Annotated in this window: 11 protein-coding genes; 8 read left to right on the top strand and 3 right to left on the bottom strand. The window is 69.4% G+C overall.

The features are described 5' to 3' along the window. The first annotated feature begins 45 nt into the window (after window positions 1–45). Genes gcvT through gcvP form a run of 3 tightly spaced genes read left to right on the top strand, consistent with a single transcriptional unit; the run spans window position 46 to window position 4,447 of the window. Window positions 46–1,179 (top strand): glycine cleavage system aminomethyltransferase GcvT, encoded by a 1,134-nt coding sequence (gene gcvT, locus ABG085_RS11960; RefSeq protein WP_347975961.1) that lies wholly within the window; start codon window positions 46–48, stop codon window positions 1,177–1,179. Continuing rightward, the gene (gcvH, locus tag ABG085_RS11955; RefSeq protein WP_347975960.1) at window positions 1,176–1,559 is read left to right on the top strand and encodes a glycine cleavage system protein GcvH; all 384 of its coding nucleotides are present in this window, start codon (window positions 1,176–1,178) and stop codon (window positions 1,557–1,559) included. Before gcvT ends, gcvH begins: the two co-directional genes overlap by 4 nt. Then, entirely contained in the window at window positions 1,556–4,447 is a 2,892-nt protein-coding gene (gene gcvP / locus ABG085_RS11950) for an aminomethyl-transferring glycine dehydrogenase (RefSeq protein ID WP_347975959.1), read from the top strand. Before gcvH ends, gcvP begins: the two co-directional genes overlap by 4 nt. Before the next feature lie 63 nt (window positions 4,448–4,510). On the opposite strand, the gene ABG085_RS11945 is transcribed toward gcvP, so the two are convergent. Further along, complete coding sequence (locus ABG085_RS11945) at window positions 4,511–5,380, bottom strand: CPBP family intramembrane glutamic endopeptidase (protein ID WP_347975958.1); 870 nt, start codon at window positions 5,378–5,380, stop codon at window positions 4,511–4,513. 163 nt (window positions 5,381–5,543) lie between these two features. On the opposite strand from ABG085_RS11945, the gene ABG085_RS11940 reads away from it, so the two are divergent. The 3 genes from ABG085_RS11940 (at window position 5,544) to ABG085_RS11930 (ending at window position 10,168) form a co-directional block, all read left to right on the top strand. Further along, the gene (locus tag ABG085_RS11940; protein WP_347975957.1) at window positions 5,544–7,319 is read left to right on the top strand and encodes an ABC transporter family substrate-binding protein; all 1,776 of its coding nucleotides are present in this window, start codon (window positions 5,544–5,546) and stop codon (window positions 7,317–7,319) included. Window positions 7,320–7,478: 159 nt separating this feature from the next. Next, entirely contained in the window at window positions 7,479–9,014 is a 1,536-nt protein-coding gene (locus ABG085_RS11935) for an ABC transporter permease (protein ID WP_347975956.1), read from the top strand. Next, window positions 9,014–10,168: an ABC transporter permease gene (locus ABG085_RS11930; RefSeq protein ID WP_347975955.1), complete on the top strand. Its 1,155-nt coding sequence runs from the start codon at window positions 9,014–9,016 to the stop codon at window positions 10,166–10,168. Before ABG085_RS11935 ends, ABG085_RS11930 begins: the two co-directional genes overlap by 1 nt. 14 nt (window positions 10,169–10,182) lie before the next feature. Here the strand turns inward: ABG085_RS11930 and ABG085_RS11925 are convergent, their stop codons facing one another. Beyond that, window positions 10,183–10,788 (bottom strand): PH domain-containing protein, encoded by a 606-nt coding sequence (locus ABG085_RS11925; RefSeq protein WP_347975954.1) that lies wholly within the window; start codon window positions 10,786–10,788, stop codon window positions 10,183–10,185. Window positions 10,789–10,826: 38 nt separating this feature from the next. On the opposite strand from ABG085_RS11925, the gene ABG085_RS11920 reads away from it, so the two are divergent. Both ABG085_RS11920 and typA read left to right on the top strand, forming a co-directional pair. Continuing rightward, a complete protein-coding gene (locus tag ABG085_RS11920; protein ID WP_347975953.1) occupies window positions 10,827–12,587 on the top strand; it encodes an ABC transporter ATP-binding protein in 1,761 nt (586 codons plus the stop codon). A 91-nt stretch (window positions 12,588–12,678) separates the two neighbouring features. Continuing rightward, complete coding sequence (typA, locus tag ABG085_RS11915) at window positions 12,679–14,589, top strand: translational GTPase TypA (RefSeq protein ID WP_347975952.1); 1,911 nt, start codon at window positions 12,679–12,681, stop codon at window positions 14,587–14,589. Between the two features lie 77 nt (window positions 14,590–14,666). Here the strand turns inward: typA and ABG085_RS11910 are convergent, their stop codons facing one another. Further along, window positions 14,667–16,757: a hypothetical protein gene (locus tag ABG085_RS11910; RefSeq protein ID WP_347975951.1), complete on the bottom strand. Its 2,091-nt coding sequence runs from the start codon at window positions 16,755–16,757 to the stop codon at window positions 14,667–14,669. Between the last annotated feature and the right edge of the window lie 45 nt (window positions 16,758–16,802).

Below are 16,802 nucleotides of genomic sequence, written 5' to 3'. Positions count from 1 at the left end.
CACAGGCGTCGAGCGGCGCCTGCCCGTCAGCGACCGGGAGAACTCATGACAGACCACCGCCCTTCGGACCCGCGGACGACCGCGCTCCATGCCCGCCACGAGGCGCTCGGCGCCTCGTTCACCGACTTCGGCGGCTGGCTGATGCCCGTGCGCTACACGTCCGATCTGGCTGAGCACCACGCGGTCCGCACGGTGGCCGGACTCTTCGACATCTCGCACATGGCGGAGTTCGGCGTCGACGGGTCGGGCGCCGGGGCGTTCCTCGACTACGCACTGGCCGGAGCGATCTCCTCGATGCGCGTGGGCAAGGCGAAGTACTCGCTGGTGCTCGACGACTCGGGCGGCATCGTCGACGACGTCATCGTGTACCGCATCGCCGAGCGTCGCTTCCTCGTGATCGCGAACGCGGGAAACCGCGATGCCGTCGGCCGCGCGTTCGCCGCGCGCGTCGAGGGCTTCGATGCCGAGCTGGACGACCACACCGACGACATGTCGCTGATCGCCGTACAGGGCCCCATCGCCCGTGCCGTGGTGGAGACCACTCCCGGCATCGTCGACGTCACGCCGTCCTTCGCCGACCTCGGCTACTACGCGTGGTCGTCCGGATCGTTCGACGACGCCCCCCTGTTCGTGGCCCGCACCGGATACACGGGCGAGGACGGCTTCGAGCTGCTGATCCCGAACGCGGCCGCGCCGGCGCTCTGGGACGCGCTGCTGGCGGCCGGCGAACCGCTCGGTCTGGTTCCGGCCGGCTTCGCCGCGCGCGACACGCTGCGCCTGGAGGCCGGCATGCCGCTCTACGGCCACGAGCTCTCGCGCGACATCGTCCCGGCCCAGGCCGGCCTCGGCCGCGTCGTCGCGGTCGACAAGGACGACTTCGTCGGCAAGTCCGCGCTCGCGGCCGTCGTGACGCCCGACGCCCCCGTGCTCGTCGGCCTCGTCTCGGAGGGGCGTCGCGCGGGCCGCGCCGGTTACGCCGTGTTCGATGCGGCCGATGGCGCGGCGCCGGTCGGCGAGATCACGAGCGGTGCGCTCAGCCCGACGCTGGGGCATCCGATCGCCATGGCGTTCGTCTCCCCGTCACTCACCGAGCCCGGCACCGAGCTCTTCATCGACGTGCGGGGGACCCGCATCCCCGCGACCGTGACCGCCCTGCCTTTCTACCGGAGGAACTCATGACCGACCTCACCGCACTCAAGTACACCGCCGAGCACGAGTGGGTCGCCCTCGACGGCGACACCGCGACCGTCGGCATCACCTCGTACGCCGCCGACAAGCTCGGCGACGTCGTGTTCGTCGAGCTTCCCGCGGTGGGCAGCACGGTCACGGCCGCGACCGTCGTGGGCGAGATCGAGTCCACCAAGTCGGTCGGCGAGCTCTACGCGCCGCTCACGGGCGAGGTCATCGAGGTCAACGACGCCGTGGTCGACGACCCGTCGCTCGTCAACGCCGACCCGTTCGGCGCCGGCTGGCTCGTGAAGCTCACGGTCGACCCCGCCGCCGTGGCCGAGCTGCTCGACCGCGACGCGTACATCTCGCTCACGGGCAGCGCCGAATGACGGGCCAGTTCGCCGATCGTCACATCGGAACGGATGCCGCAGCCCAGCGCACGATGCTCGACGCCCTGGGCTACGAGAGCGTCGAGGCCCTCGTGCAGGCGGCGGTGCCGGCATCCATCCATGCGAAGCCGCGCCCCACGAGCGACATCCCGCCTGCCGCGACCGAGGCCGAGGCGCTCGCCGAGCTGCGCGCGCTCGCCTCGCAGAACCGCACGGCCCGCCCGATGATCGGCCTCGGCTACTACGACACGCTCACGCCGTCCGTGATCGCGCGCAACGTGCTGGAGAACCCGTCCTGGTACACCGCCTACACGCCGTACCAGCCCGAGATCTCGCAGGGCCGCCTCGAGGCGCTCATCAACTTCCAGACCATGGTGACCGACCTCACCGGGCTCGCGACGGCGAACGCCTCGATGCTCGACGAGTCGACCGCTGTGGTCGAGGGCATGCTCGTGACGCGGCGCGCCTCGAAGTCGGCATCGAACGTGTTCGTGGTCGACGCCGACGCGCTGCCGCAGACGAAGGCGCTGCTGGCCCATCGGGCGGCCGCGGTGGGCATCGAGCTCGTCGAGCTCGACCTCGCCCACGGTGCGATGCTCCCCGACGAGCACTTCGGCGTGCTGGTGCAGTATCCGGGCGCCTCGGGGCACGTGTGGGACCCGTCCGGCGTCGTCGACGCGGCGCATGTCGCGGGCGCGCTCGTGGTCGCGGCCGCCGACCTCCTCGCCCTGACCATGCTGCGCTCGCCGGGGTCGTTCGGCGCCGACGTGGCGGTGGGCACGACGCAGCGCTTCGGCGTGCCCCTGGGCTTCGGCGGACCCCACGCGGGCTACATGGCGGTGCGCCAGGGCCTCGAGCGGCAGCTCCCGGGGCGTCTCGTGGGCGTCTCGCAGGATGCCGCGGGCCACCCCGCGTACCGCCTTGCGCTGCAGACGCGCGAGCAGCACATCCGCCGCGAGAAGGCCACGTCGAACATCTGCACGTCGCAGGTGCTGCTGGCCGTGATGGCCTCCATGTACGCGGTGTACCACGGCCCCGAGGGGCTCCGCGCGATCGCGTCCGATGTCGCGAAGAAGGCCGAGGCGCTCGCCGCCCGGCTGCGGTCGTACGGCCTGTCGCTCCGCTCGGACGCGTTCTTCGACACCATCCGCGTCGCGACGCCGGGCGCCTCCCGCCGGGTGATCGAGCGTGCCCGCGAACGCGGCTACCAGCTGTTCTGGGCCGACGACGCGACGGTCGGCGTCTCGGTCGACGAGACCACCACCGCCGACGACCTCGCGGCCGTCGCCTGGGCCTTCGGGCTCCCCGAGGACGAGTTCCTGGGCTCGGGCGCGCAGGGCGAGCGCACGCTGCCGTTCACGGATGCCGAGCCCCTCGCCGGCGTGCCCTCCGGGCTGCGCCGCGTCGAGGAGTTCCTCACGCACCCGGTGTTCAACACCCATCGCTCCGAGACGGCGATGATGCGCTACCTCAAGCAGCTCTCCGACCGGGACTACGCGCTCGATCGCGGGATGATCCCGCTGGGCTCGTGCACGATGAAGCTCAACGCGGCGACCGAGATGGCGGCCGTGTCGTGGCCGGAGTTCTCGCGCGTCCATCCGTTCGCGCCTGAGGCGGATGTGCACGGCTACCTCGCGCTCATCGAGCAGCTCGAGGTGTGGCTCGCCGAGGTCACCGGGTACGACGCGGTGTCGCTGCAGCCGAACGCCGGCTCGCAGGGCGAGCTCGCCGGTCTCATGGCCATCCGGGGATACCACCGTGCGAACGGCGACCGCGACCGCACGGTCTGCCTCATCCCGTCGTCGGCGCACGGCACGAACGCGGCCTCCGCGGTGCTGGCCGGCATGCGCGTCGTCGTGGTCGCCTGCGACGACGCCGGCAACGTCGACCTCGACGACCTGCGCGCGAAGATCGCGGCGCACGCCGGCGAGCTGGCGGCGCTCATGATCACCTACCCGTCCACGCACGGCGTCTACGAGCACGACGTGCTCGAGATCACCCAGGCCGTGCACGACGCGGGCGGGCAGGTGTACATCGACGGCGCGAACCTCAACGCGCTCCTCGGCTACGCCCGCTTCGGCGACCTCGGCGGCGACGTCTCGCACCTCAACCTGCACAAGACGTTCGCGATCCCGCACGGCGGCGGCGGCCCGGGCGTGGGTCCGGTCGCGGCGAAGGCGCACCTCGCGCCCTACCTGCCGAGCCACCCGTTCTCGCAGCGCAGGGACCACGCCGGCGGCGTCTTCGACGGCGGACCCATCTCGGCCGCACCGCACGGATCGGCCGGCATCCTGCCGATCTCGTGGGCGTACGTGCGCATGATGGGCGCCGAGGGCCTGCGCGACGCGACCGCCGCCGCGGTGCTCGCGGCCAATTACATCGCCGTGCGGCTGCGCGAGCACTACCCGGTGCTCTACACCGGCGAGGACGGCCTCGTGGCGCACGAGTGCATCCTCGACCTGCGGCCCCTGCGCGAGGCCACCGGGGTCACGGTCGACGACGTCGCCAAGCGGCTCATCGACTACGGCTTCCACGCCCCGACGATGTCGTTCCCGGTCGCGGGCACGCTGATGGTCGAGCCGACCGAGTCCGAGGACCTCGCCGAGATCGAGCGCTTCATCGAGGCGATGATCGCGATCAAGGCCGAGGCCGACGCCGTCGCGGCGGGGGAGTGGCCGGCCGGCGACAACCCGCTCGCGAACGCGCCGCACACCGCCGAGGCCGTCGTGGTGGGCGAGTGGACCCATCCGTACTCGCGCGAGACTGCGGTGTACCCCGTCCACGCGCAGATCCGCACCAAGTACTGGCCACCGGTCCGCCGGATCGACCAGGCCTACGGCGACCGCAACCTCGTGTGCGCCTGCCCGCCCATCGAGGCCTTCGCCTGACGGGCAGGGCCCCCGACGGTCCGTGAGCGATGGGATGCCGGTGCCCCCGGCATCCCATCGCTTTCATGTCGCGGGAGTCGGCTCCGGGGTCGGTGCGGGCGTCGGGGTCGGCTGAGGTATCGGGGCGAAGATCTCGGGCCACAGCGCGGCAGCGAGGGGATAGCCCACGAACGCGACGATGTCGAGGAGGGTGTGCGCGATGACGAGGGGCATGACGCGCCCCCATCGGCGGTAGCACCAGCCGAAGACCACGCCCATCGCGAAGTTGCCGACGATCGCGCCGAAGCCCTGATAGGCGTGGTACGCGCCGCGCAGGGCCGCCGTCGTCAGGATGATCGACCAGTCGTTCCAGCCCAGCCGGCGGAGCCTGTCGAACAGGTAGCCGATGAAGATGACCTCTTCGGTGAGCCCGGCCCGCAGCGCCGACAGCAGCAGGAGCGGCACCGTCCACCAGGCGGCGTCCAGGGGCGACGCGACGACGGCGACCGTGATGCCCAGCGCCCGGCCCGCCGCATAGAGCGCGAGCCCCGGCAGGCCGATGACGGCGGTGAGCAGGATGCCGCGGCCGAGGTCGCCGCCGAACCGCGTGAAGTCCAGGCCGATGCGCCGCAGCGCGTTGCCTCCGGGCTCCCAGAGCAGGTAGACGACGAGCGCCACCAGTGCGAGCGCGAAGAAGACGGACAGCAGCTGGTACACGATGTCCCAGATCGCCTGCGCGTCGCGCGGGGGGTTCACCTGAGTCTGCTGAGAGCCCAGCGGGATCGGTGCGACGAGCTTGCGCACCAGCGAGAGCACGGAGTACAGCGCCGACTGGCCGACGGTGATCGCCAGCACGATCCACACTTCCCACGTCAGTCGTCGGCGCTGGAACGGATCGAGCCGAGACAGCGTAGTGGATTTCCCCCTATCAGCGGCAGGGGTGAGCGGCGTCATCTTGTCAGATTGTCACACCCTGCGTCGATTGAGTTAAGGCTCTGTAACGTTTTGGTCGATCGTTTTGACCATCTCACAAGCGGTGCTTATCGTTTTCCCATCCGCGCGCCCGTCCGGTCAGAGGCTGAACGTGCGCGCATTACCCTGCACAAGAGGAGACACAGTGTCTGACAAGACGACGTGGCGCAAGCGCGCACTCGGAGTCGCGGCGGGCGTCGGAGTGACCGCGTTGGTCCTTGCCGGCTGCTCGACGACCCCGCCGGAGGAGGAGGCCCCCACGGCCACCGACACCGCGGTGACCGTTGCTGAGACGAACGAGTTCACGGGCACGAACTCGAACAGCGTCAACGGCAACCTCGACATCAACGGCAAGGTCGACTACCTGACCAAGTCGACGTTCTACTACGTGAGCGACAGCTACGAGGTCGTCCCCGACGAGTCGTTCGGCACGATGGAGGTCGTCAGCGAGGATCCGCTTCAGGTCCAGTACACCCTCAACGAGGGACTGCAGTGGTCGGACGGCGAGCCCATCACGACCGACGACCTGGTCTTCGGCTGGGCGGTCACGTCGGGCATCTTCGACGACGCGACGCTCGACCCCGAGTCGGGTGAGCCGATCAGCGGCACCCAGTACTTCCAGTACGCAGGCAGCACCGAGGGCCTCATCACCTCGACCATCACCGAGGTGGCCGACGACAAGCTCTCCCTCACGCTCGAGTACGACGAGCCCTTCGTCGACTGGAACATCCAGGACCTCATCGACCAGCCGGTCCACGTCGTCTCCGAGAAGGCGGGCGTCGACCAGGCCGAGCTCGTCGACACGATCCTGACCAGCCCCCGCGGTGACGCTGCGGCTCCGGCCCCGGTCAACGAGACGCTCAAGGCCGCGGCTGACTTCTGGAACACCGGCTTCGACATGACGTCGCTGCCGGAGGACCCCTCGCTGTACCTCGCGAGCGGCCCGTTCATCATCGACTCGTACGAGCCCACGCAGTCCATGACGCTGAAGCTCAACGACAAGTACCAGGGCGACCTGAAGCCGCAGTTCTCCGAGCTCGTCATCCGCTTCATCGGTGACGCGCAGGCCCAGGTGACCGCCCTCCAGAACGGCGAGGTCGATGTCATCGCCCCGCAGGCGAGCGGTGACACGCTGACGGCGCTCCAGGGCATCGACGGCGTCGAGGTGCTCCAGGGCGACGCGCTGAACTACGACCACCTCGACCTGACGTTCGCCGGCCCGCTGGCCGAGCAGAGCGTGCGTGAGGCCTTCCTCAAGACGATCCCGCGTCAGCAGCTCGTCGACACGCTGATCAAGCCGGTCAACCCCGAGGCCGAGGTTCTCAACTCGCAGCTGTTCATCCCGGCGCAGTCCTCGTACGAGGACGCCGTCGCCAGCAACGGTTCGGACGCGTACGCCGAGGTCGACATCGAGGGCGCCAAGGAGCTCCTCGCCGGTGCGACCCCGACGATCCGCCTCATGTACAACATCAACAACCCCAACCGCGTCGCGGCGTTCGAGGCCATCCAGGCTTCGGCTGCAGAGGCCGGCTTCGTGGTCGAGGATGTGGGCCGTGAGGACTGGAGCGCTCAGCTCGGGTCGGACATCTACGACGCGGTCATCTTCGGCTGGATCTCGCCCGGTGTCGGCAACGGCACCATCCCGCAGATCTTCGCCAGCTTCGGTGGCAGCAACTACAACAAGTACGCCAACGAGCGCGTGGACGAGATCGCCCGCGAGATCCCGACGACGCTCGACACCGACGCGATCGACGAGCTGACTGTCGAGGCCGACGCGGAGCTGTTCGCCGACGCCTACGGTCTGCCGCTCTTCCAGGGCCCCGGTCTCGAGGCGCACGCCGACAACATCGAGGGCATCACCTTCATGGGCAACCAGACGGGTGTGTTCTGGAACTTCTGGGAGTGGACGGTCTCCGAGTAATTCGGTGACTAGCTGAAACACCACGCCATGGGGCGTCGGGTCTTTGCAGCCCGGCGCCCCGTGCGTGTGTCTTCCCGTCCACAGCCGGCGGAGGCGACAGCGGGGCTCTGCTCCCGTCATCCACCGCCTGCTACCTTTTCTGCATGAAGGGCCAGCCCAGTGCTTAGCTTCGTTCTGCGGCGCATCGGGGTCTCGATCCTGATCCTCATCGCCGCATCCTTCCTGATGTACACCCTCGTGGCGCTCGCCCGAGACCCCCTCGAGGACCTGTACGCCTCCAACAGCCCGAACAAAGATCAGCTCATCGCGCAGCGGACCGACTGGCTGAACCTCGACCAGCCCATTCCCGTCCGCTGGTTCAACTGGCTTCTCGGCGCCGCGCGCTGCGTCATCCCGTTCGGCGGCTGCGACCTCGGCGTGACCATCCAGAACCAGCCGGTCACCGTGCTGCTGGCACGCGCGATGGGCGCGACGCTCCAGCTCGTGACGGCGTCGACCATCCTCGCCATCGTGCTCGGCATCCTCGTCGGGATCGTCTCGGCCCTGCGTCAGTACAGCGCGGTCGACTACTCGTTCACGTTCGCCAGCTTCCTCTTCTACTCGCTGCCCTCCTTCGTGATGGGCGTCCTCCTCAAGGTCTTCCTGGCCCTGGGCTTCAACAACTGGCTCGTCAGTCCGGTCTTCACCTGGCCCTGGATCATCGCGCTCAGTCTGATCTCGGGTGTCTTCTGGCAAGCGATCATCGGCGGGAACAGGCAGCGTCGCCTGGTCGTCTTCGCCGCGTCGGTCGTGACGACCGGAGCCATGCTCTACGGCATGAGCGTGACGGCGTGGTTCCTCCACCCGTCCCTCGGCCCCGTGCTCACGCCCCTGCTCATCGCGGCCTTCGGCGCGGCGATGGTGCTGATCATCGCCGGTCCCCGTGCGCGCTACGCGTGGCGCACCGCCGGGGCCACCGTGATCGTGCTCGTCGTGGCGTTCTTCGTGCTGCAGCCCTTCCTCGACTCGCTCAACGGCTGGGGCGTGTTCGGACTGTTCGTCGGCGCGAGCCTCATCGGCGCGGTCGCGGGCTGGCTCCTCGGCGAATACGACAAGGGCCAGGCCATCCGCATCGGCATCCTCACGGGCGCGCTCGGCATGGGCGTCATCATCCTGAATCAGTTCATGTCGCGCTGGTACGACTACGTCACCAACCCGAAGGTGAACGGCCGCCCGATCGCCACGATCGGCTCGGAGACGCCCAACCTGGTCGGCGACTGGTGGATCCAGAGCATCGACACGTTCACGCACCTGCTGCTGCCGACGATCAGCCTCATGCTGATCTCGTTCGCGGCATACACGCGGTACTCCCGCGGCGGCATGCTCGAGACGCTCAACCAGGACTACATCCGGACGGCACGGGCGAAGGGCCTGCCCGAGCGCACGGTCGTCGTCCGGCACGCGTTCCGCAACTCGCTGATCCCGATCACGACGATCGTCGCGGCGGATGTGGGCGCCCTCATCGGCGGCGCGATCATCACCGAGCGCATCTTCGCGTTCAGCGGAATGGGTGCGCTGTTCAACCAGGGTCTGCAGCACGCCGACCCGAACCCCGTCATGGCGTACTTCGTCGTCATCGCGGTGTTCGCCATCACGTTCAACTTCCTCGCCGATCTTGCGTACTCGGCGATCGACCCGAGAGTGAGGGTCAAGTAATGTCCATCCCGATCGATCCGAGCCTCGAGCCCCCCTCATCGCCCTCCGACGGCGGTGTGCACGTCCAGACGGCGGATGAGCGCGGCGTCAGCCAGGGACGCCTCACCCTCCGTCGGTTCCTGGCCCACAAGCCGGCCGTCATCAGCGCGATCCTGTTCATCCTCATCGTCGGCTTCGCCGTCTCGGCGACGGGCATCGGCCCGATCCCGGGCTGGTGGAAGTGGAGCTACGAGCAGCTGATCCCGATCACGAACAGCGGCCTGCCGACCCTGACGCTCTTCCCGTTCTCGCTGGGCGACCACCCGTTCGGGCAGAGCACCGTCGGCAAGGACTACTTCGCGATGGTCATGCGCGGCCTCGTGAACTCGTCGTACATCATGTTCACGATCGGCATCATCGGCGCCTTCCTCGGCGTGGTGGTCGGCGCACTCGCGGGCTACTACCGCGGCTGGGTCGATTCCGTGCTGATGCGACTGACCGACATCGTCATCGTGATCCCGGTGATCGTCATCGGCGCGGTCGTCGGTTCGGCGGTCGGCGGCCTCGGGCCGGTCCTCCTCGCCGTCTTCCTCGGCTTCGTCGCCTGGACCGGCATCGCACGACTGGTCCGCGCGGAGTTCCTCACGCTGCGCGAGCGGGAGTTCGTGGAAGCGGCGCGGGTGGCGGGTGCCTCCGACGCGCGCATCATCTTCAAGCACATCCTGCCGAACGCCATCGGCGTGGTGATCGTGGCCACGACGCTGCTGATCGCCGCCGCGGTCATCCTGGAGACGTCCCTGTCGTTCCTCGGCTACGGCGTGCGTTCTCCCGACGTGTCGCTGGGCCTGCTGATCTCGGCGAACGAGTCGGCGTTCCAGACCCGCCCGTGGCTGTTCTGGTGGCCGGCGTTCTTCATCGTGATCCTGTCGCTGCTCGTCAACTTCGTCGGAGACGGACTGCGCGATGCGTTCGATCCGCGCCAGAAGCGCGTGGTCTTCCGCAAGGTCAAGGAGCTGCCTCAGGACGCCGTGCTGGTCGGCGGGACGACCGTCGACGTGCCCGAGGGCGCCCTGGTCACCGCCGGCGGCGGCACCAACGTGTCGGGCGTCACGAGCGAGCGTGCCGACGACGTCCTCGACGAGGAGATCGCGCCCGACCCGGGACGTGGCGCATGATGCGCGCCGGGCTCTCAGCCCGTGGCGACGATCAGCGCGACGGACACCATCGCGAGCACGACGCACGCCGCGATGAGCAGCACGTGCCACTGGCGCTTCACCGGCGTCTCGCCGGCGACGCCGAGCGGGACCTGACCGGCGTCGAGGCGCCGGCGCCAGGTCTCGCGCACCACGACGGCCGCGTTGCCCGAGTCGGTGCCCATGCGGTCGCTCGGACGAGCATCGCCTCCCGCGGCTCGCGCCTCACGGCGTGCTCTGGTGTTGCCCATCATGGTGGTGAAGTAGCCGGGAGCCGGCGCGGACCACGCCGTGAAGCCTCCCGACGGCGTATGCAGCGTCAGCGCTCGGGCGGTCTCCACGTGCACCAGGGCCGCCCACGGGATGTCGACGTCGTGGCTGACGTTCTCGATGCGCACGCCATGCTCCGAAACGATGACGCACGGTCGCCACAACGCGGCCCAGCCGAGGAGAGCGGCGAGCGGGGCGCCGGCGTACACCCACGCCAGCCTCGGATCCGAGCTCCACACGGCGGTGATCACTGCGAGCGCCGCAAGACTCCAGACGATGATGGCCGCGATGCGGTTGAAGCGGGAGTCGATGCGGATCGCCTGGTCGGTCACCCCCCCATTGTCTCCAACGATCCCACAAGGACCATCCAATGAACGAGTTCCCGACGTCCCCGGCATCCGGCAGCCCGCTGCTGGAAGTGAGCGGCCTGTCCGTCGACTTCGCCGTCGACAATTACTGGGTTCCCGCGGCCAAGAAGCTCGACTACACCGTGAGCTCCGGAAAGGCGCTCGCCATCGTGGGTGAGTCGGGCTCCGGCAAGAGCGCGAGCTCGATGGCGATGCTCGGACTGCTCCCGAACAACGCCCGCGTCACCGGAAGCGTCAAGCTCGGCGGGCGGGAGATCCTGGGCCTGCGCAAGGACGACCTGCGCCGCGTGCGCGGTCGCGACATCGCCGTGATCTTCCAGGAGCCGATGACGGCGCTGAACCCGGTGTTCACCGTCGGCTTCCAGATCATCGAGACGCTGCGCAACCACCGCGGAATGACGCCGAGCGAGGCGCGCACGCGCGCGCTCGAGCTGCTCGACATGGTCGAGCTGCCCGACCCCCTCAAGGCGTTCAACTCCTACCCGCACCAGCTGTCGGGCGGCCAGCGGCAGCGCGCCATGATCGCGCAGTCGATCTCGTGCGATCCTCAGCTGCTCATCGCCGACGAGCCGACGACGGCGCTCGATGTCACCGTGCAGGCCGAGATCCTCGATCTCATGCGCGACCTGCGTCACCGGCTGGACTCCGCGATCCTGCTCATCACGCATGACATGGGCGTCGTGGCCGACCTCGCCGACGACATCGTGGTGATGCGCAAGGGCGAGATCGTCGAGCGCGGCACCGTCGGCGGCGTGTTCAACGCCCCGCAGCACCCGTACACGAAGCAGCTGCTCGCGGCCGTGCCGCGCATCGGCGATGCGGCCGGCGAGTCGATCGACACGACGGCGGCGCTCGCGGGCGACACGTCGGTGATCCGTCTGGCGGATGTCGCGGCCCGCGAGGACGCCGAGCGCCGCAAGGGCCTGGGCGCGCCGGTGCTCGACTTCGCCGACGTCGCGATCGACTACCCGAAGCGCGGGCGCGTCCCCGCGTTCCGGGCGGTGGAGCACGCGACGTTCTCGATCTTCCCGGGCGAGGTCACCGGCCTGGTCGGCGAGTCCGGCTCGGGCAAGACGACCGTCGGTCGCGCCGCCATCGGGCTCCTGCCGATCGCGGATGGGCGGGCCGAGGTGGTCGGTCACGACATCTCCAAGGCCGACCGCCGTCTGCTGCACCGGGTGCACAAGGACGTCGGCATCGTCTTCCAGGACCCGTCATCGTCGCTGAACCCGCGCCTGCCGATCGGCCAGTCGATCGGCGAGCCGATGTTGCTGGCGAACGTGGCGAAGGGCCGCGACCTCGACATGAAGGTGCAGGACCTGCTCGATTCCGTCGAGCTGCCCCGCTCGTACCGCAACCGGTACCCGCACGAGCTCTCGGGCGGCCAGAAGCAGCGTGTCGGCATCGCCCGCGCCCTGGCGCTGCAGCCGAAGCTGCTGATCGCCGACGAGCCCACGTCGGCGCTGGACGTGTCGGTGCAAGCCACCGTGCTCCAGCTCCTGCGCCGGCTGCAGGCCGACCTCGGCTTCGCGTGCCTGTTCATCAGCCACGACCTCGCCGTCGTCGACTCGCTCGCCGACCGCATCATCGTGATGCACCACGGGAAGATCGTCGAGCAGGGCGCGACGGGCCAGATCCTGCGCGCACCGCGCGAGGACTACACCCGCCGCCTGATCGCCGCCATCCCGGTGCCGGATCCCGAAGAGCAGCGGGTGCGCCGCGAGGCGCGCGCGGCGCTCCTCGCCGCAGGCCTGGAGGACTGACGCGACCGCCGAAAGGCGACACACAGGAGCGCCCAATAGAATGGGGATGCCGGCACTCCGGCATCCCCATTCTCTTTTCAAGGATTCCCTCATGGCGCGCGCCCTCCGTCCGGACCTCCGCAACGTGGCTATCGTCGCTCACGTCGACCACGGCAAGACCACCCTCGTCGACGCGATGCTGCGCCAGACCGGCTCCTTCGGCTCTCACGAGCACATGGAGGAGCGCGCGATGGACTCGAACGACCTCGAGCGCGAAAAGGGCATCACGATCCTCGCGAAGAACACCGCGATCACCTACCAGGGCATCCACACCGACGTGCCCGTGACGATCAACGTGATCGACACCCCGGGCCACGCGGACTTCGGCGGCGAGGTCGAGCGCGGCCTGTCGATGGTCGACGGCGTCGTGCTGCTCGTCGACGCGAGCGAGGGCCCGCTGCCCCAGACGCGCTTCGTGCTGCGCAAGGCGCTCGAGGCGAAGCTGCCCGTCATCCTGCTGGTCAACAAGACCGACCGCCCCGACGCGCGCATCCCCGAAGTGGAAGAAGAAGCGCACGATCTGCTGCTCGGCCTCGCGTCGGACCTCGTCGACGACGTGCCCGACCTCGACGTCGACGCGCTTCTGGATGTTCCCGTCGTCTACGCCTCGGGCCGTGCCGGCGCCGCCTCGCGCAACCGCCCCGAGAACGGCACCCTGCCCGACAACGACGACCTCGAGCCGCTGTTCGAGGCGATCCTCGAGCATGTCCCGGCTCCGTCCTACGACGACGAGGCCCCGCTGCAGGCCTGGGTGACGAACCTCGACTCGAGCCCCTTCCTCGGTCGCCTCGCCCTGCTCCGCGTCTTCAACGGCACGCTCAAGAAGGGCCAGACCGTCGCCTGGGTGCGCTCGGACGGCAGCACCAGCAACGCCCGCATCACCGAGCTGCTCAAGACGCGCGCACTCGACCGCTACCCGGCGGAGAGCGCCGGCCCCGGTGACATCGTCGCCATCGCCGGATTCGAGGACATCACGATCGGCGAGACGATCGCCGACCCCGAGGATGTCCGTCCGCTGCCGGCCATCACGGTCGACGACCCCGCCATCTCGATGACGATCGGCACCAACACCTCGCCGCTCGTCGGCAAGGTCAAGGGCCACAAGCTGACGGCCCGCATGGTGAAGGACCGCCTCGACCGCGAGCTCATCGGCAACGTGTCGCTGAAGGTGGTCGACATCGGCCGCCCCGACGCGTGGGAGGTGCAGGGCCGCGGTGAGCTGGCGCTGGCGATCCTCGTCGAGAACATGCGCCGCGAGGGCTTCGAGCTGACCGTCGGCAAGCCGCAGGTGGTCACGAAGAAGATCGACGGCAAGACGTACGAGCCGTTCGAGCACCTGACGATCGACGCTCCCGAGGAGTACCTCGGCGCGATCACGCAGCTGCTCGCCGCGCGCAAGGGCCGCATGGACAACATGACGAACCACGGCACCGGCTGGGTGCGCATGGAGTTCATCGTGCCCTCACGCGGTCTCATCGGCTTCCGCACCGAGTTCCTCACCACGACGCGCGGCACAGGCATCGCCAACGCGATCTCGCACGGCTACGAGCCGTGGGCTGGCCACATCGTGACGCGACAGAACGGCTCGATCGTCGCCGACCGTTCGGGTGTCGTCACCCCGTTCGCGATCATCGCGCTCCAGGAGCGCATGTCGTTCTTCGTCCAGCCCACCCAGGAGGTCTACGAGGGCATGGTCATCGGCGAGAACTCGCGCGCCGACGACATGGACGTCAACATCACCAAGGAGAAGAAGCTGACGAACATGCGTTCGTCGACGTCGGACTCCTTCGAGTCGATGACCCCGCCGCGCCAGCTGTCGCTCGAAGAGAGCCTCGAGTTCGCCCGCGACGACGAATGCGTCGAGGTGACGCCCGAGATCGTCCGCATCCGCAAGGTGAACCTCGACGCGACCGAGCGCGCCCGTGCGACGGCGCGGCTCAAGCGCCAGGACGCCAGCGTCTGACGCGCCCCCGCGCCGACGGGCGCGCCGAGAGGGTACATCTCCCCACGTGGGTGGAGAGATGTACCCTTTCGCGATTCTCAGCGCGCGCGGACGGTCACCGTCACCGGCTTCGCGGCGGTGGTTCCGGCGGCGTTGGAGAGCACCGCGGTGAACTCGTAGGTTCCCGGGGGCAGCTCGCCGACCGTGGTGACCGCGTGCTGGGCCCCGGGTGTGGCCGCGACGAGCGGCTGCCGGTCGATCTCCACGCCGTCCTGGAAGAGCACGTACTCGGTCGCGTTGGTGCCCCACCACAGATCGGCCGCGATCGACACGACGCCGGTGCGCGCGCCCGACGCGGTGAGCACGGCTCGGCCGGGTGCGGCATCCGTCACCGTCACGGTGTGCGTGCGTGACGCGGTCTCGCCGTGCGGATTGAGCGCGACGACGGTGTATTCGTAGGTGCCGTCGGTGCGCCCCCCGATGTCGAACGCGGCGTGCTGCGCGGCGGGCGAGCCACCGGCGATCCACTGCGCGTCGACGAGTGCGCCGTTCTCGTACAGCTTCACGACAGTCGCGTTCTGCCCCCACCAGAGGTCGGCGAGTATGCGATAGTCCCCGTCGCGCAGCCCGGTGTCGCGGCCGTTGTCGTCCGAGACGGCGAAGGCTGCGGGTGCGGCGGTCGCCACGGGCGTTCCGGACGACAGGATGCCGGCGCCAGCGCCCGCGCGGACGATCGCCGCCACGTCGGCGACGGCGTCGAGTGCGTAGGGGTAGGCGTCGGCGGGGTCCCACCGGACGTCGGGGGAGAGCGGGGTCGCGGCCGTCGCGTTGTATGCCGCCAGCACGTCGGTCGGCTCGCCGTTCACGAGCGTGTCGCTCGCGCGGAGCTCCGTTCCGCCCCATCCGGCGATGATGCGCGAGACGCTCGACGGATCGACGAGCTCGACGGCGTTGGACTCGGCGACGATGCTGCTCTCTCTGCCCGCGCCCCAGAAGTACTGGAAGAACGGGTTGCCCGGCGACGAGGCGGCGGTGGTGGCATCCGTCTGCTCGTAGAGGTTGTTGTAGACGTGCACATCGCCGAAGCGCACGCGCGGAGCGCGCTGGCCGATGTCGGTCCAGCGGTTGTGGTGCTGCGTGACGCGGTGCTGACCGCGGTCCTGCGTGCGCGAGTCGGAGGAGCCGATGATGTCGGTCTTGTCGTGATGCTGGAACCAGTTCCACGACATGGTGACGAGGTCCGACCCGTGCGTCACGTCGAGCAGACCGTCGTGCACCTCGAACGGCCGGCCGTAGACCGTGTCGAGGCTCGACGCGGGGTGGGCGCCGTCGTCGAACGTGTTGTGATCGACCCAGACGCTCGTGGAGGTCCACACCGAGAGGTTGTCGTACGCCGAGTTCCAGTTGCCGCCGGAGTCGCCGGCATCCCATTGCGGGAAGCAGTCGTAGGCGTCCGACAGCGTCACGTTGCGCACGATCACGTTGCGCGCATCGCGGATGCGCAGGGATGCCCCGACGACGCGGGCCTCGTCGCCGACGCCGACGAGGGTCACGTTCGAGCCGATGTGCTGCAGCGTGAGCTTCGCCTGCAGCGCGGCGGCCTCCACCCGGGCCTGCTCCAGCGGACCGGACGGGTCGACACCCGGGCCGAATGCCGCGATGTAGTCGTCCATGTCGAACGGCGCGCCGGAACCGGTGACCGTCACCTGGGAGGCGATGTCGTCGCACGTCACCCGGGTGCCATCAGGGCGCAGCCAAGGGTCGAGCGTGCCGGTCACGTAGACGATCCTCGGCACCTGGTTGTAGCGCGCGTCGTTCTGCGAGCCGCCGGGAACTCCGGCGAGGGCGTCACGCAGCTGCTGCCAGTCGTCGACGACGTACACCTGCGCCGGGTCGGCGGCGCTGCCGCCGGTGACGGGCTCGGCGAGCCGCTGGACGCGCTCCGGATACGTCGGGCCCGACCACGAAGCCCACCCGTCGCCCGGCGCGATCACCTCGTGCCCGAGATCGACGGCGGGGGAGGGCGCGGGCTCGGCTGCCGGTGCGGCGGCTGCGGGCATCGCCACCATGGGCGCCGCCGCGAGGGCCAGCACTGTCGTCGCCACGCCGATGCCGGCGGCCAGCGGCCCCCGTGGTGTTCGGGTGCGCCGCGCGGGCGTGGCGGTGGGCGTGGGCAGCGTCGTTCTCATGGGACTCCTTCGTCCGGGGCAGAATCCGTGATGAGAACGGGTGGT

Origin of the sequence: Microbacterium sp. ProA8 (genome assembly GCF_039905635.1) — a bacterium.
GTDB classification, from domain to species: Bacteria; Actinomycetota; Actinomycetes; order Actinomycetales; family Microbacteriaceae; genus Microbacterium; species Microbacterium chionoecetis.
The sequence above is the reverse complement of the archived record's forward strand: the minus strand, read 5'-3'. Positions and strand labels throughout refer to the sequence as shown.

Coding starts and splice junctions, on each gene's coding strand:
- gcvT (WP_347975961.1), top strand. CDS start 46: ATGACAGACCACCGCCCTTCGGACCCGCGGACGACCGCGCTCCATGCC.
- gcvH (WP_347975960.1), top strand. CDS start 1,176: ATGACCGACCTCACCGCACTCAAGTACACCGCCGAGCACGAGTGGGTC.
- gcvP (WP_347975959.1), top strand. CDS start 1,556: ATGACGGGCCAGTTCGCCGATCGTCACATCGGAACGGATGCCGCAGCC.
- ABG085_RS11945 (WP_347975958.1), bottom strand. CDS start 5,380: ATGACGCCGCTCACCCCTGCCGCTGATAGGGGGAAATCCACTACGCTG.
- ABG085_RS11930 (WP_347975955.1), top strand. CDS start 9,014: ATGTCCATCCCGATCGATCCGAGCCTCGAGCCCCCCTCATCGCCCTCC.
- ABG085_RS11920 (WP_347975953.1), top strand. CDS start 10,827: ATGAACGAGTTCCCGACGTCCCCGGCATCCGGCAGCCCGCTGCTGGAA.
- typA (WP_347975952.1), top strand. CDS start 12,679: ATGGCGCGCGCCCTCCGTCCGGACCTCCGCAACGTGGCTATCGTCGCT.
- ABG085_RS11910 (WP_347975951.1), bottom strand. CDS start 16,757: ATGAGAACGACGCTGCCCACGCCCACCGCCACGCCCGCGCGGCGCACC.